22 protein-coding genes are annotated in these 22254 nt (G+C 65.6%); 2 read left to right on the top strand and 20 right to left on the bottom strand.

What is annotated here, in order from left to right; all coding sequences use genetic code 11:
* Positions 1–8: 8 nt before the first annotated feature.
* Positions 9–419, bottom strand: coding sequence for a twin-arginine translocase TatA/TatE family subunit (locus C795_RS0110645; protein WP_017793747.1), 411 nt, complete (start codon positions 417–419; stop codon positions 9–11).
* A gap of 101 nt (positions 420–520) precedes the next feature.
* Between C795_RS0110645 and C795_RS0110640 the strand changes: the two genes are divergently transcribed.
* Complete coding sequence (locus tag C795_RS0110640) at positions 521–1153, top strand: O-methyltransferase (RefSeq protein ID WP_017793746.1); 633 nt, start codon at positions 521–523, stop codon at positions 1151–1153.
* A 76-nt stretch (positions 1154–1229) separates the two neighbouring features.
* Here the strand turns inward: C795_RS0110640 and C795_RS16965 are convergent, their stop codons facing one another.
* The 18 genes from C795_RS16965 to C795_RS0110550 all read right to left on the bottom strand — a co-directional run bounded on the left by C795_RS16965 (position 1230) and on the right by C795_RS0110550 (position 20789).
* Positions 1230–1400, bottom strand: coding sequence for a DUF3117 domain-containing protein (locus C795_RS16965; protein ID WP_083879225.1), 171 nt, complete (start codon positions 1398–1400; stop codon positions 1230–1232).
* A gap of 130 nt (positions 1401–1530) precedes the next feature.
* Positions 1531–2829, bottom strand: coding sequence for a citrate synthase (locus C795_RS0110630; protein WP_017793744.1), 1299 nt, complete (start codon positions 2827–2829; stop codon positions 1531–1533).
* A 213-nt stretch (positions 2830–3042) separates the two neighbouring features.
* Positions 3043–3363: a ferredoxin gene (gene fdxA, locus C795_RS0110625; RefSeq protein WP_026139607.1), complete on the bottom strand. Its 321-nt coding sequence runs from the start codon at positions 3361–3363 to the stop codon at positions 3043–3045.
* A 52-nt stretch (positions 3364–3415) separates the two neighbouring features.
* Positions 3416–5983 carry a glycoside hydrolase family 65 protein gene (locus C795_RS0110620; protein ID WP_017793742.1) on the bottom strand — a complete coding sequence of 856 codons (2568 nt, stop codon included), beginning with the start codon at positions 5981–5983 and terminating at the stop codon, positions 3416–3418.
* Positions 5980–6684 carry an HAD family hydrolase gene (locus C795_RS0110615; RefSeq protein WP_017793741.1) on the bottom strand — a complete coding sequence of 235 codons (705 nt, stop codon included), beginning with the start codon at positions 6682–6684 and terminating at the stop codon, positions 5980–5982. Before C795_RS0110615 ends, C795_RS0110620 begins: the two co-directional genes overlap by 4 nt.
* 17 nt (positions 6685–6701) lie before the next feature.
* A complete protein-coding gene (locus C795_RS0110610; RefSeq protein ID WP_017793740.1) occupies positions 6702–7565 on the bottom strand; it encodes a carbohydrate ABC transporter permease in 864 nt (287 codons plus the stop codon).
* Complete coding sequence (locus C795_RS0110605; protein ID WP_017793739.1) at positions 7562–8917, bottom strand: ABC transporter permease; 1356 nt, start codon at positions 8915–8917, stop codon at positions 7562–7564. Before C795_RS0110605 ends, C795_RS0110610 begins: the two co-directional genes overlap by 4 nt.
* 7 nt (positions 8918–8924) lie before the next feature.
* Complete coding sequence (locus C795_RS0110600; protein WP_017793738.1) at positions 8925–10265, bottom strand: ABC transporter substrate-binding protein; 1341 nt, start codon at positions 10263–10265, stop codon at positions 8925–8927.
* Between the two features lie 196 nt (positions 10266–10461).
* On the bottom strand, positions 10462–11118 hold the full coding sequence (locus C795_RS16650) for a prepilin peptidase (protein ID WP_017793737.1): 657 nt from the start codon (positions 11116–11118) through the stop codon (positions 10462–10464).
* Positions 11119–11156: 38 nt separating this feature from the next.
* Entirely contained in the window at positions 11157–12059 is a 903-nt protein-coding gene (gene argB / locus C795_RS0110590; RefSeq protein WP_017793736.1) for an acetylglutamate kinase, read from the bottom strand.
* 7 nt (positions 12060–12066) lie between these two features.
* Positions 12067–13230 (bottom strand): bifunctional glutamate N-acetyltransferase/amino-acid acetyltransferase ArgJ, encoded by a 1164-nt coding sequence (gene argJ, locus C795_RS0110585; RefSeq protein ID WP_017793735.1) that lies wholly within the window; start codon positions 13228–13230, stop codon positions 12067–12069.
* 82 nt (positions 13231–13312) lie between these two features.
* Positions 13313–14395: an N-acetyl-gamma-glutamyl-phosphate reductase gene (gene argC, locus C795_RS0110580; RefSeq protein ID WP_026139605.1), complete on the bottom strand. Its 1083-nt coding sequence runs from the start codon at positions 14393–14395 to the stop codon at positions 13313–13315.
* Between the two features lie 270 nt (positions 14396–14665).
* The gene (locus C795_RS0110575; protein ID WP_017793733.1) at positions 14666–15442 is read right to left on the bottom strand and encodes an enoyl-CoA hydratase; all 777 of its coding nucleotides are present in this window, start codon (positions 15440–15442) and stop codon (positions 14666–14668) included.
* A 48-nt stretch (positions 15443–15490) separates the two neighbouring features.
* Positions 15491–16627, bottom strand: a complete 1137-nt coding sequence (locus C795_RS0110570; protein WP_017793732.1) for a bifunctional 2-methylcitrate synthase/citrate synthase — start codon at positions 16625–16627, stop codon at positions 15491–15493.
* Between the two features lie 33 nt (positions 16628–16660).
* A complete protein-coding gene (prpB, locus tag C795_RS0110565; protein ID WP_017793731.1) occupies positions 16661–17572 on the bottom strand; it encodes a methylisocitrate lyase in 912 nt (303 codons plus the stop codon).
* Positions 17572–19107: an MmgE/PrpD family protein gene (locus C795_RS0110560; protein ID WP_017793730.1), complete on the bottom strand. Its 1536-nt coding sequence runs from the start codon at positions 19105–19107 to the stop codon at positions 17572–17574. The genes prpB and C795_RS0110560 overlap by 1 nt, the downstream gene beginning before the upstream one ends.
* Positions 19104–19784: a GntR family transcriptional regulator gene (locus C795_RS15810; RefSeq protein ID WP_051053792.1), complete on the bottom strand. Its 681-nt coding sequence runs from the start codon at positions 19782–19784 to the stop codon at positions 19104–19106. The genes C795_RS0110560 and C795_RS15810 overlap by 4 nt, the downstream gene beginning before the upstream one ends.
* 90 nt (positions 19785–19874) lie before the next feature.
* Entirely contained in the window at positions 19875–20789 is a 915-nt protein-coding gene (locus C795_RS0110550) for a VOC family protein (protein WP_026139604.1), read from the bottom strand.
* Positions 20790–20988: 199 nt separating this feature from the next.
* Here C795_RS0110550 and C795_RS0110545 point away from each other — a divergent pair, with 199 nt between their 5' ends.
* Complete coding sequence (locus C795_RS0110545) at positions 20989–21423, top strand: VOC family protein (protein WP_017793727.1); 435 nt, start codon at positions 20989–20991, stop codon at positions 21421–21423.
* A gap of 30 nt (positions 21424–21453) precedes the next feature.
* Here the strand turns inward: C795_RS0110545 and C795_RS15805 are convergent, their stop codons facing one another.
* A complete protein-coding gene (locus C795_RS15805) occupies positions 21454–22200 on the bottom strand; it encodes an SDR family oxidoreductase (RefSeq protein WP_033349642.1) in 747 nt (248 codons plus the stop codon).
* Positions 22201–22254: the final 54 nt, after the last annotated feature.

The following is a 22254-nucleotide window of genomic DNA, read 5'->3' as shown; positions in this document are numbered from 1 at the left end:
ACTCCGGGTCATGTCGCTTCCTCGTCGTAGCGCAGGCTGCCATCGCCGGCGCGTGCCTCGCGTTCGCGACGGGCCTCGGCCACCCGCTCTTTGCGGGCTTCGGCCCGCGCTTCACGCTCGTCCTCGACGAGGGCGTCACGAATGATGCGACGGGGGTCATACTGACGGGGATCCAGCTGACGCCAATCGACCTCGTCAAACTCGGGGCCCATCTCGTCGCGCAGTCGATCCTTCGCGCCGTCGGCCATGTGTTTCACACCGCGTACGAGCTCGCCGAGCTTCTTGGCGTACCCGGGAATCCGCTCGGGGCCCAGCACAAACATGGCGATCACCATGATCACCAAAATCTTGTCAAATGTGAGGCCCAGCACCCTGCCATCGTAGCGCGCCGCGCCCGTGAGGAAGAATGCCACGCGCACATGTGCAGGAACCTCTACTCTAGAAACGAATGCACCTCCGCGCGCGACTCCGGGTCACGCGCCGTCACTCGGCGGTGCGAGAAAGAACCGGAGGGCCCCACGTGAGCAAGATCGTGCGCAACTGGCAGTTTGCCGAGCAGTACCCGGCAGAAACTGACGCAACCATCGCTGCGCGCCGCCTGTCGCTCGAGCTGGGGATCGAGCCGGTGAGCCGGTCAGTCGCGGCCCACCTCTCGGGCTATGCCACCGTAATGCAGGCGCGCGCGATCTGCGAGATCGGCACCGGAGTCGGGGTGAGTGGCCTATCGCTGCTTCGTCATGCACCCCAGGCGACCCTCACCTCTATCGAGATCGAGCCCGAGCACCTACGCGAGGCCCGCGCAACGTTTGCGAACGCCGGGGTCGCGGCTTCCAGGCTCCGCCTCATCGAGGGTGATGCGCGCCACGTGATGCCGCGCCTCAACCTCGCGGCATACGACATCGTGCTCGTCGACGCGAACCCCGCTCAGATCCTGGAGCATTTCGAGTACGCACTGGGCGTTGTGCGCCCGGGTGGGCTGGTGGCAGTTCCCAGCGCATTTGCGCACGGCCGCGTGCCGGATCCCGCCTCGCGTGATGCAGAGACACAGGCCATGCGTGACTTGCTCGCCATCGTGGCAGAGTCCCCCGCCATCGCCCCCGCGCTGTCACCCGCTGGCGACGGGCTGCTCACGCTCGTGCGGCTCGAAGGCTAGCCTCGGCGCGAGTCAGTCTCCGCAAACGAAAGGGCCCGGGATTCCACGAATCCCGGGCCCTTCGTTGTTCGCAGTACTAGCCGTCAAGCACTGCGGCGAGCACGTCACGCAGCTCGGCTGCTTCTTCATTGTTGACCGAGACTACAAGACGCCCTCCGCCTTCAAGTGGTACACGCACGACGATCAGTCGGCTCTCACGCACCGCTTCCATGGGTCCGTCCCCGGTCCTCGGTTTCATTGCAGCCATGACGCCTCCTCGCATTGTTGGTGGTTCGTACCCAGTTTATCGGGCACGCATGACATCGCCGAACCAACGGCGAGTCTATTTCGTAAAACTACGGTGTCGCCCGAGCAAGCGTGCCATAGAATTCCTCGCTTTAGCGGTCGAGGTGCCGCTCTGGCGACCCGATGTAGAGCTGCTGCGGTCGACCGATCTTCGTCTGGGGATCCAGGCGAGCCTCGCGCCACTGGGCGATCCAGCCGGGGAGCCGGCCGATCGCGAATAGCACCGTAAACATGCGAGTGGGGAAGCCCATCGCCTTATAGATCACACCGGTGTAGAAGTCGACGTTCGGGTAGAGCTTGCGCTCCTTGAAGTAGTCGTCCTCAAGGGCGATCTGCTCCAGCTCCTGCGCGAGTCCGAGCAGCGGATCGCTGACTCCCAGCTCCTCGAGGACCTTGCCAGCGCTCTCGCGCACGATGCGGGCACGGGGGTCGTAGTTCTTGTAGACGCGGTGCCCGAAGCCCATGAGCTTGACGCCGTCTTCCTTGCGCTTGACCTTCTCAACGAACGTCTCAACACTCTGACCCGAGTCGCGAATCTGTGCGAGCATGTCGAGCACGGCCTCGTTTGCGCCGCCGTGCAGCGGGCCCGAGAGCGCGTTAATGCCAGCCGACACCGACGAGAACATGTTGGCGCCGGTGGAACCCACCAGACGCACGGTCGACGTCGATGCATTCTGCTCGTGATCCGCGTGCAGAATGAGCAGCTTGTCGAGAGCGTCCACAAGCACGGGGTTCATCTCGTACTTCTCGGCCTTGTTGCCGAAGTTGAGGCGCAAGAAGTTTTCAACGAAGCTGAGCTCGTTGTCGGGGTACAAGAACGCCTGGCCCACCGACTTCTTGTGCGCGTATGCCGCGAGCACCGGTAGCTTCGCCAGCAGGCGAATCGTGTTGACCTCGACAAACTCGGGCACGTTCGTGTCGAGCGAGTCCTCGTAATAGGTCGACATCGTCTGCAAGCCGCCCGAGAGCACCGCCATCGGGTGTGCCGTGTGGGGCACCGCCTCGAAGTAGTACCGCATGTCCTCGTGCAGCAGCGTGTGCCGGCGAATCTCGGTGTTAAACGCCTCGAGCTCGGTCTCCGTCGGCAGCTCGCCGTAAATGAGCAGGTACGCGACCTCCATGAAAGTGGAGTGCCGGGCAAGCTCTTCAATCGGGTAACCGCGGTAGCGCAGAATGCCCTGCTCACCATCGATGTACGTGATCTCAGACTTGGTCGATGCGGTATTTACGAAGCCGTAGTCAAGCGCGGTCAGTCCGCTTTGCCGAGTGAGCGTCGTCACGTCAATCGCTGACGTCCCGCTTACCGATTTCACGATCGGCAGCTCGGCGGAACCGCCCGGGAACGTCAGCTTCGCTGCGGCCGCACCCTGGCCCTGAGTCGATTCGGTCACGTCGTCTCCTCGTGAGGTCTCATGTCGGCTCGCCGTCGGGTGTGACGGCGGCCTTGCTTACACACTATCGGTTCCCTGAAGAGCCGGTGGACACTGCTGGATACAGCCGGTCCGCACCCCAGGTTATCTTGACGTCAAACAAAATGCGATTTCGTGACGACGGCGGTGCGTCTGCACACACCGCCGTAACACGCGCTCTTCAGCGGGCTTTGCTTAGTCGCCCTGGGGTGGCAGTACTGCGATGACGGGGTGGTCAAACGCGTACGGCCCCACCTTTGCGGCGCCGCCAGGCGAGCCGATCTCGTCGAAGAACTCGACGTTTGCCTTGTAATAGTCGGCCCATTCGCTCGGCAGGTCGTCCTCGTAGTAGATGGCTTCGACCGGGCACACCGGCTCGCACGCGCCACAGTCCACGCACTCGTCGGGGTGAATGTACAACGCACGTTCGCCCTCGTAGATGCAGTCAACCGGGCACTCGTCTACACATGCGCGATCCTTGACGTCCACGCATGGAAGAGCGATTACATAGGTCATGGCGCCCGCCTTTCACTCGGAGCGCGGAGCCTTATCCGCGCGCTCGTCCATCCTACTCTTGGCGCTCCTCCGAGCCTGACCTCCCGGGGTGGCGCGTCGGAATCACGGTGGTTACGGCGGGCACCTCGGGCATGAGCGTCGCAATCACTCCGGTGTCCCCCTCGCGGGGCAGCATGCCAGCAGACAGTCCCGTGAACGGACCGAGGTTGGGCCCGTGGTCGGCGAGTCGAACCGATACGGGCGCACCAGGCGCGACCTGCACGGGCTCCCCGCGCACCTCCACCGTCACTGCAGCGTCGCCGCTGCGCACGGCAAACTCGATGTACTCCCGCGTCAGCGTCACCCGCAGCCGCGCGCCACGCCACGCGAGCGAGAACTCCAGGGCGTTCCAGTGCTGCGGCAGCCTCGGGTCAAAGGCGAGCTTTCGGCCCGCATCGCGCATTCCCGCGAATCCCTGCACCAGCATCATCCAGACCCCGCCCGTCGACGCAACATGCACGCCGTCCGCCGAGTTGTGATGCAGGTCGTCGAGATCGACACGGAGCGAATGATCGAAGTATCGGTAGGCCAGGTCGGGGTAGCCCACCTCGGCGGCCATGATGGACTGCACCACCCCCGACAGGGTCGAGTCCCCCGTGGTGAGGGCGTCATAGTATTCAAAGTCACGCTGCTTCTCAGCTCGCCCAAACTCGTCGCTCGCGAGCAGCAGTGCAAGCACAACATCGGCCTGCTTCAACACCTGGAATCGGTAGATCACGAGCGGGTGAAAATGCAGCAGCAGTGGCTTCTGCTCGGGCGGCGTCGCCGCGAGGTCCCACACCTCGCGCTCGAGGAAGTGGGCGTCCTGCGGATGAATGCGGCGTTCATCTGAGTAGGGAATGGACATTCCACGCGCGGCTTCCTCCCAATCTGACACCTCGAACGTTTCAATACCGAGCCTCGTCGCGAGCAGCGCATAGGCCTCGGGCGCTTCCGCCGCCAGGCTCCGCACGACCTCGGCCGCGTAGCGCAGGTTAAACCGCGCCATCGTATTGGTGAACAGGTTGTCGTTCACAACCGTCGTGTACTCATCGGGTCCGGTGACGCCGTGGATGTGAAACTTGGCTTCGCCGCCCGGGTCAGTGCGCCAGAAGCCGAGCGAGTGCCACAACCGGGCCGTTTCAATCGCAATGTCGCAGGCCCCCGTCACGAGGTATTCGAGGTCCTCTGTCGCTGCGATGTATCGTGCGAGCGCGAAGGTGATGTCGGCGTTGATGTGGTACTGCGCGGTACCCGCCGCATAGTAGGCGCTCGCTTCCTCACCGTTAATCGTGCGCCAGGGAAACAGTGCCCCGTCTTCGTTGAGCGTCGTCGCCCGCTTTCGAGCAAGCGGCAGCATCTGCTCGCGCGAGCGCAGTGCGTTGCGCGCCCACAACGGCGTCGTATACGTGAGAAACGGAAGCACGTAGATCTCTGAATCCCAGAAATAGTGCCCGCTGTATCCCGAGCCGCTCAGCCCCTTCGCCGCTATGCCCCGCCCATCGGCCCGAGCCGAGGCCTGAGCAAGCTGGAAGAGGTTCCAGCGCACCGCCTGCTGGATGCCCGGCTCGGCGTCAACACGCACGTCGCTACGGTCCCAGAAGTCATCGAGGAACTTCCGCTGGGCGTCCCACCGGTGCTCGGGATCCTCGGCTCGCGCCTGCGCCAGCGTGTGCGCGCATCGATCGACGAGCTCCGACAGGGCGGCTGTGTCCGAGGAATGGTAGGCCACCGTCTTCACCAGTTTTACAGTGGCGCCCGCGCGCGCCACCCCCTGAAACACGTGCCGCACACGATCCGGCGCACGCTCAACACTGCGCCGCCAGGCGTCCGCCTCCACGGGATCCCCGGGGTCAAACTCGTGGTCAACGCCCACGCCGAGCCCGATCCCCGACATGGCCGCCCGGTAGCTCACGATGCTCCGGTCGCCCACATGCTCGGCGGGGCCGGCGTGCAGAATTCGCTCGGTGAGGTGCTCGCTCTTGCGCGGATCCGTGATGCCCTCTGCTGGCTCGGGCTGCTCGGTGCGCACGCGCCCCAGATCATGCCGGTTGATGAGCAAGCTCGAGACCGTCAGCTCCGCGTCGGCGTCGAGCACGGTGATCCGCATCTCCAGGGTCATGAGGTGCCGGGAGGCAAACGACACCATGCGTCGGGTCTCGACCCGCACCCGTTTGCCAGTCGGCGTCAGCCACAGCAGCGAGCGGGTCAGCGTGCCCGAGCGGAGATCGAGAATGCGAGTGACGTCGAGGATGTCGGCCGACCGCAGGTTGAGCCGCTCATCGTCGACGTAGATGCGGATGGTCTTCGCGTCGGGGGCATTGATGATCGTCTGCCCCTGCTCCGCAAACCCGTAGGCATTCTCAGCGTGCTGAATCTGCCAGGTCTCATGAAACCCGTTAATGAACGTGCCGTGGCTGCCCAGCGGCAGCCCCTCCTCATGGTTGCCACGCACCCCGAGATACCCGTTGCCGAGCGCAAGCAGGGTTTCATCTTGGCCCGCGAGATCCGGATCAATACCGTGCAGCACGAGCCGCCACGGATCGTCCCCAAAATCGCGCCTCAGCTCATTGATCGGGCCCCCAAAGGTCTCCGCATTCATGCTGCAAGCTCCTCGAGATCGGCGACGACGACGTGGGCGCCCGCGCGTTCGAGCGCAGACCGGCCGGCCCCGCGATCCACCCCGACGACGAGACCGAAGTTGCCCGCACGGGCGGCCGTAACCCCCGATTCTGCGTCCTCGTACACCACGATCTGAGCCGGCGCGAAGCCGAGCAGCTCGGCCCCTCTCACGAACGTGTCGGGCGAGGGCTTGCCCGGCAGTCCCTCGGCGGCGGCCCGTTCACCGTCAACGATGGCGCCGAAACGCTCGTGGATGCCTGCGGCACGCAACACCTGCTCGGCGTTGCGAGAGCTCGAGACAATGCCAAGAGGCTTGCCGGCCAGGGCGAGCTGATGCAGCAGCACGAGCGAGCCGGGGTACGCCTCGATGCCGTCGCGCTCGAGCACCGCACCGAACCGCTCGTTCTTCAGGTTACCCAGCCCCATGATGCTGTGCAGGCCGGTGTCTCCCGGCTCGCCGTCGGGGAGCTCGATGCCGCGGGCGGCGAGCAGCGTCGCAACCCCCGCGAACCTGGGCAGACCGTCGAGGTACGAGAAGTACTCGTCCTCCCGATACGGTGCGAGCCCAAGCGTGTTGAAGAGTTCATTAAAGGTCTCACGCCAAGCGCGCCGGTGCAGCACGACCGTGGGCGTAATGACCCCGTCGAGATCGAAGAGGTGGGCATCAAACCGGTCAATCACAGAAGGTCCTCCTGAAGTCATTTTTGAGATCCAGCGAGCATGGCATTCACAAAGTAACGCTGAAACGCGAAGAACACGATGAGTGGAACGATCATTGACAGGAACGCCCCAGCCGAGAGCACGTCGATGTTCGCACCGAACTGCCGCAACTGCGATTGAATCGCCACGGTCAACGGTTGAGACTCCGAGTTCGTGAAGATCAGCGCCACGAGCATGTCGTTCCAGGTCCACAGAAACTGGAAGATGGCGAGCGACGCTATCGCGGGCAGCGCGAGCGGCAGCATGATGCGGCCAAAGATGACCCACTCGGGGGCCCCATCGATGCGAGCGGCCTCGAGTAGCTCGTCGGGCACTTGCGTAAAGAAGTTGCGCAGCAGAAATATCGCAAAGGGCAACCCGAAGGCGGTGTGAAACAGAACCACGCCGAGCACACTGCCGAAGATACCGAGCGAGCCAAAAAGCCTGGCGAGCGGAATCAGGGCGACCTGCACGGGCACTGCCAGCAGCACGATCACGGCGATAAACAGCCAGTCTCGACCCGGAAAGTGCAGCCAGGCGAACGCGTACGCCGCGAGCGCCCCGATCAGGACCACGAGAATCGTGGCGGGGACCGCGATGACGATCGTGTTCCAGAACGAGCCCGTGATCGTGGGGTTCTGCAGCAGGTTGGCGTAATTCTGGAGGGTGAGCTCTGCCGGCTTCGTCAGCACTGTCCACCACCCGCTCGAAGCGTTGTCGGCGCCGCTGCGAAATGACGTGAGCAGCAGCCCGAGAGTGGGCACGAGCCAGAACACGGCCACGAGCGCCAACACGATGTTTACGAAGCCCCGGCTCGCAGCGCCCGCGATGCGGGCACTGACCGAGCGTTTCTGAAGTGTCATCGCCTCCGCTCCTCCTTAAACCTGCGCACGTTGATAATCATCGACGGCAGCACGAGCACCAGCAGCAAGATCGCCAGCGCGGACCCGAGGCCCTGGTTGGCTCCTCCACCGAAGGAGACCGTCCACATCTCGACCGCAATCACGTTCGCGGCGGGTTTGGACGCGCCCGGCGGAATCACGTAGACCAGGTCAAAGATCTTGAGCACGTTGATGATGAGCGTGACGAGCACGACGACGAGCACCGGCGACAGAAGCGGCGCCGTGATGCGGCTAAACACCTGCCACTCGTTGGCGCCATCGGTGCGGGCCGCCTCCTGCAGTGACCGGTCAATGGCAGAGAGCCCCGAAGCGATCATCACCATAGCGAACCCGGCCCAGATCCAGATGTACGACATGATGACGACGACGTTGATGAACGTTGAGCTGAGCCACGAGACCCCCTGCGGGCCAGAGCTAAAGTTCGAGGCGGGCAGCGCCACGCGGTAGGACTCCCCCGCGGTGAGGCCCTCGATGACATACTCACCACCGGCGCCGGTCGTCGCGTAGCCCCGGATCGAGCCGTCCTCGGCCACGGCGTCGACGCGCACTCCCGGGAGCCCCTTCTTCCCCGGTTCGAGCGCACCGTCGGTGCCGCCGCCGCCGCGCACCACGTCGAGGAACACGGTGCCGGTGATCTGCGTATCCCCGGCCTGCGGGGCGGGCGTGGCATCGCTCGCCTGATCCGGTACCTCGCTCTGCTTGATCCCAGTGAGCGGAAAGTTCTGAGCGCCGCCAGCCGTGACAGCCGCCGTACCAAACACAATGCCACCGTCAACCTCGAGCCCCTGGTCTGGTCTGGGTTTGGCCCCGGGGTAGCTGGCGGTGTCGCTAAAGACGCTCTGGGCACCCACGATTGCGGCGTTGACGACGCCGAGCTGCGGGCTCTCCTGAAACATGCCGCGAAAGATCACTCCCGCGGCGAGCATGGAGATCGCCATCGGCATGAACACGATGAGCCGAAACGCGGTCTTCCATCCCAGCTTCTCGACCAGCACCGCCAGAATCAGGCCGATGATGGTGACCGTGACGGGCGCGACCAGCACCCACATGAGGTTGTTCCGAATGGCCGTGAACGTCGTGTCGTTGGTGAACATCGTGACGTAGTTGTTCCACCCCACGAACGCGGTGCCTCCCTTGTCATAGAAGGAACGCACCACCGTATAGACGATGGGATACGCAACGAAGGCCCCGAGAAACACGATTGCGGGGCCCAGAAACGAGGCGATGACGAGCCAACGCCCCCACCGGCCGCGGCCGTGCACGCTGCGTGCACGGCCGCGAACAGCGATGGGAACGGTTTGGGTGCGGCTCATGGCGCTGCTAGTACGCCGCCACGGCTGCCGCTTCGAGCCGATCCGCCGTGCCGTCAATGTCGGAGGGATCCTGGTAGAACTTGATCATCTCCTGCCAAAAGCCCTGACCGGGGGTGCCACCAAACGCACTCGGGGTGAGGTCAGACATGTCGAACCTGAAATCCTCGGCGCCGGTGAGCGCTTCGGCAATCTGGCGTGCGGTGTCGTCAGGGTACAGGGCCGTGTCGACCGAGTTGTTGGGCGAGGTGAGGCCTCCTAGCGGCACCCACACGTCGGCCGATTCGGGAGACGCGAGGAAGTTCATGAGCGAGGTCGTGGCCGCGCCATCATCGAACTGAATCGCGACGTCACCGCCGCCCACCACCGAGGGACCCGATCCGTTGATGGACGGGAAGTCGAAGAACAGGGCGTTCTCGCCGACGACTGAGTTTCCATCGGCCGTAATGTTACCCGCGACGAAGTCCCCCTCGTACACCGTCGAGGCCTTCGGGTCGGCCCCAAATACCTCGGTCACGCTGGTCGGGAAGTCCCGTTGATCGCCGCCCGGCTGCACCAGATCGGTGCCCCACAGGCTTGCGAGCACCTTCAGGGCCTCCTTCACCGAGTCGTCGGTCCAGGGGATCTCGTGATTGGTGAGCTGGTCATACTTCTCGGCCCCGGCGGTACGCAGGTACACGTTCTCGAACCAGTCCGTCAGCGGCCAGCCCACGTCTGCGCCGACTGACACACCGTAGAATCCCGCATCCGTCACCAGCTTCATCTGGTCGAGGAATCCGTCCCAGTCCTTGGGCGCGGTGGCACCGACCTCATCGTAAATGTCGGCGTTGTACCAAACGGTCGACTTGTTGGCCGCCTTAAACCACACACCGTAGAGGTCGCCATCGACCGTGCCGAGGTCAACCCACGACTTCGAGTAGTTTTCGCCCACGGTGTCGGCCACCGACTGGTCGACCGCCACGATGCTGCCGTCCTTTGCGAGCGACTGCATCAGCGCAGGCTGCCCGACGATAGCGACGTTGGGCGGCGCACCACCCTCAAGCTGACCGCTGATGTACGTGGGGCCGTTGTCGCCGAAGCTCGTGTAGTTGACCTTGGCGCCGGTCTCGTCTTCAAACGCCTTCAACACGGCCTCGAAGTTCTTCTGCTCGTCACCAGACCAGGCCGCCGCGACCTCCAACGTTTCACCAGCGAGCGCCTGATCACCCGACGACGCATCGCCACCGCCGGAATCACCGCCGCCAGAGGAACATCCGGTGATCAGAAGCGCAGCAGCGGCAACCCCCGCTGCCGCTCGCAAAGCACGCTTCGCCCCGCTCGTCCGGTAAGAAGTGAATCGCTGAGAACTCATCCTGCACTCCATTCATCCGATACTGCGTAGTCGCAGGCACGGCTCCCTGAGCCGTGCCCCTCGGGCGACGTCACTTGGCTGCGCGCGGGTGGAGCTTGCGCGGTGAAGCGTCGGCGCCTCTGATTGCGAGGCTACGCGCACGTCGGCGGGCCTTACAAGTCTTGTGCGATGCCCTGCAATGCGATACGGACGCTACTTAAGCCCCGGTCAACAACCCATTACTGGCGACCACGACCGCCACGACCGCGGCGGCCCAGCTCGCACCGAGCAGGATCGGGCCGAGCGGCACACTCGACCGGCGCCGCATCAGCGCGACGACTCCCGTGAGGGCGAGCGCGCCACAGACGAGCAGTGCGAATGCCACCGGACCGGCCACCGGATCCGCCCATACGGCGAGAAAGGCCGCCGCAGGCGTGAGTTTCACGTCGCCCCCGCCGACCGAGTTCGGGGCACACCACCAGGCGAACAGCATGACCCCGGTGAGGGCGGCAGTCGCCGCGAGGCTCCAGCCCAGCCGGGCGGCACTGCCCCACACGAGTGAGACCGCGGCGAGCGGCAGCACGAGCCCGAGCGTGGCGAGCGCGACGACCGGGTTCGGCAGGCGTCGCTCGCGCACATCGGTGAGGCAGAGCCATACCGTGCAGCCCCCAAAAATGGCCAGCGCGACCGCCATCGCGACGATACCCGCCAGCGGGGTGTGCAACCACGGGGGCGCTCCAAATTTCAGCACCGCTAACACCGGGGACAGCAGCAGGCCGCCCGCCGCGCCAAGCAGCACGAGCCGGGCGGCGCCTGGGCGCCGGTCGGTGAGCGCGGCCCACTCGGCCGCAAGCCCCCTCGATCCGGCCCCCAAGCGTTCTGCCCCGACCCGTGCTGACTACAGCGCTGCCGCTAGGGCGTGACTTCCGTGCCGATGCCGTGCTCCGTGAAGATCTCGAGCAGCACCGAGTGCGGTTCGCGGCCATCGATGATGGCCGCCTTCGAAACGCCCCCGCGCACCGCGTCGAGGCACGCGCGCATCTTCGGAATCATGCCCGATTCGAGGCTCGGCAGCATGTCCTCGAGCTCGGCCGTGCTGAGCGACGAGACGAGCGAGTCGCGGTCGGGCCAGTTGGCGTAGAGCCCCGCGACGTCGGTAAGAATGACGAGCTTCTCAGCTCCCAGCGCTGCCGCGAGCGCGCCAGCCGCCGCGTCGGCATTCACGTTGAGGGAGTCACCCGGGCGATCGCGGTCGGGCGCGATCGACGAGACCACGGGAATGAGCCCGGCATCGAGCAGCGCGAGCACCGGTTCGACGCGCACGTCGACGACGTCGCCCACAAGGCCGAGGTCGACCATCTCGCCGTCGACCAAGATCGGGTCGCGACGGCGGCCCACGAAGAGCCCCGCGTCCTCCCCCGTCGTGCCCGCGGCGAGCGGGCCGTGAGCATTGATCTCGTCGATGAGCTCGGGGTTCACCTTGCCAGTGAGCACCATGCGTACGACGTCCATCGCCTCGGGAGTAGTGACCCGGTAGCCACCCTTGAACTCACTCTCGATGCCGAGCCGTGCGAGCATCGCATTGATCTGCGGGCCGCCGCCGTGCACGATGACCGGGCGAATGCCCGTGTGCCGCAGGTAGACGACGTCTTCGGCGAACGCTTTGAGCAGCGCTTCGTCGACCATCGCGTTGCCGCCAAACTTGATGACCATGATGCGGTCACGAAACTTTTTCAGCCACGGCAGCGACTCAATGAGAACCTGCGCTTTGGCCTTCGCCTCGGCGTGATCCAGGGTGTGGGTAGTGGTGCTCATGCCGCTCCTAGCTCGAGTACGCGCTGTTTTCGTGCACGTACTCCTTGGTGAGGTCGTTCGTGCGAATCGTCGCGGTGGCGTCACCGGCGAACAGGTTGATCTCGACGTGTGTGCGACGCGGCGTGAGGTCACAGTCGGTGACGGGGCGGTCGGGGGCACCCGCGTGGCACAGACGCACACCATTGAACGAAACGTCAACCTGGTACGGGTCGAAGGCTGCCTCGGTGGTGCCGATTGCGGCGAGCACGCGGCCCCAGTTGGGATCGTTGCCAAAGATGGCGGTCTTGAACAGGTTGTTGCGGGCCACCGACCGGCCCACCTCGACGGCGTCTGCGACGCTCGCAGCGCCCAACACCTCAATGTCGATGTTGTGGCTTGCGCCCTCGGCATCGGCCTGCAGCTGCGCCGCGAGGCTGCTGCACACGTCGGCGACGGCCGCCGCGAACTCGGCTTCGTCGGGCGTCACGCCCGAGGCGCCGCTCGCGAGCAGGGTGACCTGGTCGTTGGTCGACATGCAGCCATCGGAGTCGAGGCGGTCAAAGCTCGACCCGGTCGCGCCGCGCAGCGCGCGGTCGAGTGCTGCGTCATCGAGCACCGCGTCGGTCGTGATCACGACGAGCATCGTCGCGAGCCCGGGGGCTAGCATGCCGGCCCCCTTGGCCATGGCGCCAATCGTCCAGCCCGTCCCCTCGTGCAGGGCGGTCTTCTCGACCGTGTCGGTCGTGAGGATCGCTGCGGGAGCGGTCGTGTCGTCTGCGGCGAGCGCGGCGGTAAGCTGCGGGACGTTCAGCACGATCTTGTCGCGGAACGCCTGGTCGCCCGTGCCGATGAGGCCGGTCGAGCACACGAGCACGTTTTCTGCGCCATCCACCGACCCGTCGAGCTCGCGCGCGACGGCCTCTGCGGTGAGGCGCGTCGTCTCATATCCGAAATCACCCGTAAAGCAGTTGGCGCCCCCCGAGTTCAAGACGATCGCGCGAGCGGGGCCGTTCTGGGCAACCTTGCGGCTCCAGAGAATGGGGTTGGCCTGCGCGCGGTTCGTGGTGAATACCACCGCGCTCGCGGGGGCGGGCCCATCGTTGACGACGAGCGCGAGGTCGGGCTTGCCGGTGCTCTTGAGGCCGACGGCGATGCCTGCCGAGCGGAAGCCCTTCGGGGTGGTGACGGTCACGATGCTTCTTTCTCTGAATGCTGCGAGGGTGCTGTTCTTCGGGGCGGCGGTGCCGGATCGGGGCCCGCGGCCCCGGGGTTCCTTACGGCGCGACGCCGTTGACGCCGAGCCCCGTGGTCTCGGGCAGGCCGAGCGCGATGTTCGCCGACTGGATCGCGGCACCGGCCGTGCCCTTGGCGAGGTTGTCGAGCGCCGCGACGACGACCACGCGGCCCGCGGCCTCATCGACGGCGACACCCATGAGGCAGGTGTTCGCCCCCAGGGTGTCGGCGGTGCGCGGGTACACGCCCTCGGGCAGCACGTGCACGAAGGGTTCGTCGGCGTAGGCCTCTTCCCACGCGGCGCGCACCTGTGCGGCGGTCGTGCCGGGGGTGAGCCGCGCGGTCGAGGTCGCGAGGATGCCGCGACTCATGGGCACGAGCACGGGCGTGAAGCTGATTGTCGGATCGACCCGGGCGCCGGCGTTGCGCAGTCCCTGCTGGATCTCGGGGATGTGGCGGTGCGTACCGCCGACTGCGTAGGGGTTGGCGGTGCCCATCAGCTCGGCACCGAGCAGGTGGGTCTTCGCTGCCTTGCCCGCTCCCGAGGGGCCGACCGCGAGCACCGAGACGATGTCCTCGGCCTCGATCACACCGGCCGCGATGCCGGGGGCAAGCGAGAGCGCGACGGTCGACGCGTTGCAGCCCGGGGCCGCGATGTGGGTCGCGCCTACGAGCAGGTCGCGCTGCTTGTGCTGCGCTCCCGCTGCGCCCGATGCGGGCTGCGCTGATCCGGATCGAAGGAGCTCGGGCACGCCGTAGCTCCACGCTTCGTGGTGTTCGCCGCCGTAGAACGCGGCCCAGTCGTCACTCGATTCGAGGCGGTGATCGGCCCCGCAGTCGACCGCGAGGCGCACGTTCTTGAGCTGCGCGGTGAGCGCGCCCGAGGCGCCATGGGGCAGCGCGAAGAACACGATGTCGTGGCCGTCGAGCACCTCGGGGGTCGTGGCCCCGAGCGTCAGGTGCGCGAGCGATCGCAGGTGCGGCTGCGACTCGATGAGCGGGTGCCCCGCGCTGGAGTGCCCGGTCACCGTCTTGATCTCGAACTCGGGATGGGCCGCGAGCAGTCGCAGCAGCTCGCCTCCCGCGTACCCCGAGGCTCCCGCAACCGCAACGCTGTAAGTCATCGACACACCCTTCGTTCTCGCGGGCTCTCAAGCGGCCCGCGCACACGCAACTCTCCCTATTCTGGCACTTCAGCGCCGTAAGGATAGAACCCGGGGCTCGATGGGCGAGCTACGGGCCGCGCCAAGCCATTGGGTGCGACGGGTCAAGATCCGGATCAATATGGCACCGGGGATACCGAAATGACGAGTCCACACGATAATTACGCGATTACCGTATGGACTCGTTATTTCGATATCACTTGAACCGCCGCGTGACCGACCGGACCACGCCTACCGGTGCTTAAAATCAGCAGCGCGCTTCTCGGCGAAGGCGCGCATGCCCTCCTTCTGGTCCTCCGTTGCGAACGACGCGGCGAAGGCCTGACGTTCGAAGCGCAGCCCCTCGCTCAGCGGCATTTCTTGCGCTGCCTGCAGCGCATCCTTCGCGGCGTACACCGCGGGCAGCGACTTCGAGGCAATCGTGTCGGCAACCTTTGCGGCCTCCACGAGCAGCTCGGCCGCCGGCACGACGCGCGACACGAGGCCCGAGCGTTCGGCCTCCTCGGCACCCATCATGCGCCCCGTGAGCACCATCTCGGCCGCCTTGTACTTGCCGATCGCGCGCGGTAGCCGCTGCGATCCGCCGAAGCCCGGCAGCACGCCGAGGTTAATCTCGGGCTGCCCAAACTTTGCGGTGTCGGCCGCCAGAATGATGTCGCACATCATCGCGAGCTCGCAGCCACCGCCGAGCGCGAAGCCCGAAACCGCTGCGATCACGGGGGTGCGCAGGCGCTCGAATCCGCCCCAAGACGGAAACGGGCCACCGAGGTACATGTCGGAGTAGCCCAACTCGGCCATCTCCTTGATGTCGGCGCCCGCGGCGAACGCGCGCTCCGATCCGGTAATCACGATCGCACCGATCTCGGGGTCTGCGTCGAATGCGAGCGCCGCCTCGATGAGCTCCCGCACCAGCTCACCGTTCAGCGCGTTGAGCGCCTCGGGGCGGTTCAGGGTGATGGTCGCGACGCGGCCTCGCGTTTCGGTAATGATGCTGGTGTAGTCAGTCATGTCGGTCCTCTCTGACGGCAGTCCGTTCTGCCCCAACGCTATCGTGCGTCACGCCCCGTCGACGTGCCGCTCATCCACACCGCTGTAGGCCGACAACGGCCTGATCAGAGCGTTCGACGCTGCCTGCTCCATGATGTGCGCCGTCCAGCCAGTGACACGCGAGGCAATGAACAGCGGCGTGAAGATCTCGGTGTCGAAGCCGAGCAGGTGGTAGGCGGGGCCCGACGGGTAGTCGAGGTTGGGGTAGATGCCCTTGCGAGACACGAACTCGCGCTCGAGTTCCGTGTAGAGCGCGGCGAGGTCGTCGCGGCCCGACTCCTTGAGCAGCACGTCGAGCGCCGCCTTCATTGTAGGTACCCGCGAGTCGCCGTGCTTGTAGACGCGGTGCCCAAAACCCATGATCTTTCGCTTCTCGGCGAGCGCCTGGTCCAGCCAGGGACCCACGCGGTCGGCCGAACCGATCTCGGTCATGATGTGCATCACGGCTTCGTTTGCGCCGCCGTGCAGCGGCCCCTTGAGCGCGCCGATTCCGCCCACGACTGCCGAGTACAGGTCGGAGGTGGTCGAGGCGATCACGCGCGCGGTGAATGTCGAGGCGTTGAACGAATGCTCGGCGTAGAGCACCATCGATACTCGAAACACGTCGATGGCAGCCTGCGATGGCAGCTCACCAAAGGTCATCCAGAGGAAGTTGGCCGAGTAGTCGAGGTCGTCGCGCGGTTCGATGAGCGCGAGCCCCCGCCTGCGCCGCTGCACCGCCGCCACAAGGGTGGGCAACTGCGCGAACAAATACATCGAACGCCCCAGGTCGAGGGTCTGGTCCGTCCAGCCGCCTGGCCGGTCGAGCGTGTCGTCGAATGTACCGAGCTGGCTGACCGCGGTGCGCACGATGTCCATCGGGTGCGCCGTCACCGGCATCGTGTCGAGCAGTGCGACCGTGCGCGCGTCGAGCGGGCGCAGCGCGCGCTCCCGCCGCTGGAACTCGGCGAGCTTCTCGGGCGTCGGCAACTCCCCCCACCACAGCAGGTAGGCGACGGCCTCGAAAGGTTGGCTCGCCGCCAGCTCCTGCACCGGGTAGCCCCGATACAGCAGGCTGTTGGTTTCGGGGTTGACCTTCGAGATCGCGGTGTAGTCGACAACAACACCCGCGAGGCCCTTGTGAATGTCTTGCGTGGTCTCGTCCATGATTGCTCCTTTGCAAAGGCGAGTGGGGCGAGTTTACCGCTGCACCTCGAAGTTGAACACGTTGGTGTCAAAGCTGTTGTACGACGCGTAGTCGACGAGGTCGTAGAGATCGGCGCGGTGCTGCATCTCGTCGAGCTTGCCGGTGAGGGTGCCCGCGCTGTTGAGCTCGTCGAGGGCACGATCGGTCGCGCCCATCGCGATGCGCAGCATCGATACCGGCCAGATGACGATGTTGATGCCCACGTCGGCGAGCTGTTGCACTGAGAACAGCTCGCTCTTGCCGAACTCGGTCATGTTCGCGAGGATCGGCACTTCGAGCGCATTTCGCATGGCCTCAAACTCGGCGAGCGTGCGCATGGCCTCGGGGAAGATCGAGTCGGCGCCGGCGTCGACGAGCGCCTTCGCACGGTCGATCGCCAGGCGCAGCCCGCCCTCCCCCGGTTCGGTCGCGCGAATGTCGGTGCGCGCCATGATGAGGAAGTTGGGGTCGCGGCGGGCGTCGACGGCGGCGCGAATGCGTTTCAACGCGGTGCCCTCGTCGACGACTGCCTTGCCGTCGAGGTGGCCACAGCGCTTGGGGTTGACCTGGTCTTCGATGTGGGCACCGGCGAGGCCCGCGTCCTCGAGCTCCTGGATCGTGCGGGCCACGTTCATCGGCTCACCGAAGCCGGTATCGGCGTCGATGATGGCGGGCAGATCGGTCATGCGCGCGATCTGCTTGCCGCGGCCGGCCACCTCGGTGAGTGTCGTGAGCCCAATGTCGGGCAGGCCGAGATCTGCCGACAGCACGGCGCCCGAGATGTAGACGCCATCGAAGCCCTTCTGCTCGATGAGGCGGGCCGATAGCGGGTTGAAGGCACCGGGGAGCCGCAGCAGTTCGCCGCTTGCGAGCCGTTCTCTGAGGGCGCGGCGCTTCGCCTCGGCGGTGGTGTGTGCGTACAGCATCAGAAGAGTCCCTTCGGGCCAGCCGACGGGTCGATGAGGCCCGGTCGCGCCACGATATTGAGTTCGCGTACCTCGTCGCTCGTCAGCTCGGGTAGGCGCTGCACGAGGTCGAGGAATCGTTTGGTCTCGGCGGGCTCGAGCACCGGCTCGGCGAGCAGGCGAAACTTCGCGATGTAGTGCTCGCGCACAAACGGCCGCGCTCCAAGCGGGTGTGCATCGGCAACAGCGATCTCATCGGTGATCGTTGATCCATCGACGAGGGTGATCTCGACGCGTCCGCCGAACGCCTTCTCTGCGGGGTCCTCGGAGTGGTATCGACGCGTCCATTCGAGATCCTCTGCCGTCGTGACCTTGTGCCACAGCGCGACCGTGTCGGCGCGCCCCGCTCGCTCGGGGGTGTAGGAATCGACGTGGTGCCAGCCGCCGTCTTGCAGCGCGACCGCGAAGATGTACGGGATCGAGTGGTCGAGGGTCTCGCGCGTGGCCGTCGGGTCATACTTCTGCGGATCGTTTGCCCCCGAACCGATCACGTTGTGCGTGTGGTGGCTCGTATGGATCACGATGCCGGCGACGTTTGTGGGGTCTACCAACTCGGGGTGGGCCCCGTGCAGCTTGCGGGCCAGGTCGATGAGCGCCTGGGCCTGGTACTCGGCCGAGTGCTCCTTCGTGTACGAATCGAGAATCGCGCGCTTCGCCTCGCCTGCCGCGGGCAGCGGCACGTCGTAGGAGGCGCCGGGCCCGTCGAGCAGCCACGCGATCACCCCGTCTTCCCCCTCGTAGATGGGGCTCGGCGAGGTCTGGCCGCGCATCGCGCGATCCACCGCCTCGACCGCCATCTTGCCCGCGAATGCCGGGGCGTGCGCCTTCCACGTCGAAATCTCGCCCTTGCGGCTCTGTCGCGTGGTCGTCGTCGTGTGCAGCCCCTGGCTCACGGCCTGGTAGATGGTCTCGACATCGAGCCCGAGCATGGTGCCGATGCCCGCCGCGGCGGACGGCCCGATGTGCGCGATGTGGTCGATCTTGTGCTTGTGCAGGCAGATCGACCGCACGAGGTCCATTTGGATCTCGTATCCCGTCGCGATGCCGCGCATGAGCGCGAGCCCGTCGGCCCCGACGTGCTGGGCGACCGCGAGGATCGGCGGAATGTTATCGGCCGGGTGCGAGTACTCGGCCGCAAGAAAGGTGTCGTGATAGTCCAGCTCGCGCACCGCGACGCCGTTGGTCCAGGCCGCCCACTCGGGGCTCGAGCGGTGAGCCTCCCGGGATCCATCGAGGCCAAAGATGGTTGATCCGGATCCCCCGCGCGAAATTGGGTGCGCGAGCGCCTGGGCGCGCGAAGCCACGATTGGCCCCCGGGCGAGCGAGGCCGCGGCAACCGCCGCGTTGTCGATGATGCGGTTGATGATCATGTCGGCGACGTCGGCGTCGACGGCCACGGGGTCGGCGGCGACCTCAGCGATCTTCCAGGCGAGCTGGTCTTCTTTGGCCAGGGGTTCCTCGCTCTTGTAGACCCGAACGTGGTGCAATACGGTCATTTCGTTCCTTCCGAGGGCGGGGATGGGACAGGCTGCGCGATCGAGCGCAGGATCGCGTCGAGAGCGTTGTGCAGGTGCACATGGGTCGCGTGTGCGGCAAGCTCAGCATTGCCCGCGGCGATGGCAGAGGCGATGAGCGCGTGCTCGCGCACCGAGGCGCTCAGCCGGTCGCGGTTGTCGCGGGCGAGGCTGCGGGCGCGCATAAGGTGGGTGCGCACGGTGCGCAGCGCCTGGGTGAGATAAGCGTTGTTCGCAGCGACGTCGAGCGCGGCGTCGAAGCGGGCGATGAGAGCATAATAGGCGTCGGTGTCGGAGCCCCCGGCCTCGGGCCGAGCGGTCTCGAAATCGGCCGCAAGCTCCGCAAATACTGCCGGATCGCCCCGCCGTGCCGCCGCGCGTGCAGCGGATTCCTCGAGGGCCCTGCGGGCTTCAAACAGGTCGCGAATGTCGTGGGCATCGAACCCCGCGACGACGAGCACGCGGGGTGACTGCTGGCGCACGAGGCCATCGGCGAGGAGCCGCGAGATCGCCTCGCGCATGGGCGTGCGGCTGACGCCGAGGCGTTCGGCCTGCTCCACCTCACCCACGACGGCGCCGGGCGCAAGCCCTCCCTGCTGGATCTGCTCCAGCAGGGAGGCATACGCCCGGTCACTGGCTCGCACGGGTGCACCACTCATACCGCTAGCGTATACATAAGGCGCAGAGTTTTGCAATCATTTCGCGAATCTTGCGCCCAATGCATACGTTACAGCTGGGCCCAGGCCAATCTATAGTTCTGCGATGATGATCTTCTTCATCTGCAGCATGCGCTCGAACGCGCCCTCGTGTTGCATCAGCTCCCCCATATTGGCGGGCACGATCTGCCAGCTCAAACCGAACTTGTCAGCGAGCCAGCCGCACTGTTCAGCTTCGGGCACGGCCGAGAGCACGCCCCACAACCGGTCAATCTCGGCCTGGTCGGCGCACCGCACCTCGAGCGAGACACCACAGGTGAATGAAAAGTCCTGCTCGACAGCGGAGTCCATGACCGCGAACCATTGATCACCGATGCGAAACTCACCAAACATGAGCGCACCCTCGGCCGCGGGCCCAGTGGCCTCGGGATAGGGGGCGGTCATGCCCGGAGCGGCGTCCTCAAACACCGAGGTGTAGTACGTAAGTGCCTCCGCGGCCTTGTCCTGCACGGGACCGCCAAACATGAGACACGGGACGACAAAGGGCCGCGGGTCGCCGTCGGGGTCGGTCAGTATGAGCTGCCAACTCACGCCATACCGGTCTTCGACCCAGCCGTAGCGCTGACTGAATGGGTACTCGTCAAGCGGCATCATGACTTTGCCGCCCACGCTGAGGGCATTCCAGGCCGCATCGAGTGCTGTAGATGCCGCGTCGGCACCGCCGAACAGCGCCGGGTCATAGTTCAGCATGAACGATACCGAGGGATTCGGGCTGAACTCATCGCCAGCATTCACCAGCACAATTCGCGTGGAGTTTCCCGCCGGATCCGGAATATCCACGGCCACGGTCAGCGCGGCCCCTGCGAAGTCACGCTGAAAGTCCAGCAGACCGGTTTCGGGGTAGCGGGATTCGACCTCCATTGAGGCCCCAGGAAAGGCGGCTGCATAAAAGTTGCCCGCCTCTTCGGCTAGGCGGGTGTTCCAGATATTTGCGACGATCTTTTGCATGATTCCTCCAGCAATCGGCTGTGTCTGCACGTCCATTCGCGAAGGCCTCGTCACCGTCGCGTCCGCTGCCCAGAATACTCTCGCGAGGCGCGGAAGAAAATCCCCTGTCCCCCTTGTCTCGGCGCGCATTCAGGCGCACACTGGGATGCATTTATTCTGCGCATACTGCAGTCCACGAAACGAAAGATGGGGAGTCATCATGACACTTCGCTTGAACCCGTACCTCAATTTTCACGGCCAGGCGCGTGCCGCCCTTGAGCATTATCACGGGGTGCTCGGAGGCAAACTCGAGATCATGCGCTACGACTCGATCCCGGGAATGATGGGGGCAGACGACGAGGGCGACAAGGTGATGCACGGCCAGCTAGAAACCAATGACGGGCTCACGCTCATGGCGGCCGATTACCCCGCGTCAATGGAGGCAGCCCCTGACGCCTCGGTGGGCGGGCATTCGGTGTGCGTATCGGGCGACGATCTGGGCCGTGTGCAGGCGATCTGGGACGGCCTCGTCGAGGGTGGAGAAGTTCGCGAGCCGCTTGCACAGGCGCCGTGGGGCGACACCTTTGGCATGCTTACCGACCGATTCGGGGTGCCGTGTATGTTTAGCTGCTCACCACCGGCGCCAGCGGAGTAGCCAGAGCCAGAGCCAGCGCTGGCTCGTGTCTTAGCGTGCCGCTTCTAGCCACGTCTCAAACGTCACATCGTCAAGCTGGGCCGCGGGGCCAGGCAGAATAGATCCGTCACGCAGTCCCCTGCCGAACCGACCAGGCAAGGGAAGCTCCAGCACTCGACGAGCGTCGGCGCGGGCACCCATGAGTTCACGCAGCAGGTCGGCGATCCCTCGCTCGTGCGGCCCAGCAATCTCGTGAACCCCGTGCGCCTCGTGATTGCCCGCCACCGCGGAGCGAGCCAGCCGCAGCAATTCGGCCGCCACCGACGCCGCCGCAATCGGTTGGGACCGGACCTTGGGCGCCACGACCCACGGCCCAAACGGCCGGGCGACCTGCTCGGCAAACTCAAAAAACTGGGTGGCCCGCAGGATCGTCCACTCGGCCATGGCCGCCGCCACCAGGTCTTCCTGGGCCCGTTTCCCCGCGTAGTACCCTGTGTTGATCTTCGCCGCCCCCACGATGGACAGCGCCACGTGGTGTCCCACCCCCGCGTCTTCCTCGGCGTTGAGCAGGTTGGTGGTGACCCGCTCAAAGAACGCGACGGGGCCGCCGTGGTCACCCTTGCCCGGGCCCGACACGTCGATCACCACGTCTACCGCGGCGAGGTTCAGCCCCTCACCGCTCACAAGGTCGATGCCGTGTGACCGTGCCAGGACAACCACGTCGTCGCCGGCCAGCCGCGCGAGCCGATCCACGTGACGCCCCACAACTCCGGTTCCACCCGCAATGGCGATTCTCATGCCCTCAGCGTACGCCCGCACGCGAGGCCGTCAAGAAATGCGGGAGCTCGGCAA

The organism is Leucobacter salsicius M1-8 (assembly GCF_000350525.1).
Lineage (GTDB): Bacteria > Actinomycetota > Actinomycetes > Actinomycetales > Microbacteriaceae > Leucobacter > Leucobacter salsicius.
Note: the sequence above shows the minus strand (reverse complement) of the source record. Positions and strands in the feature narration are given on the sequence as shown.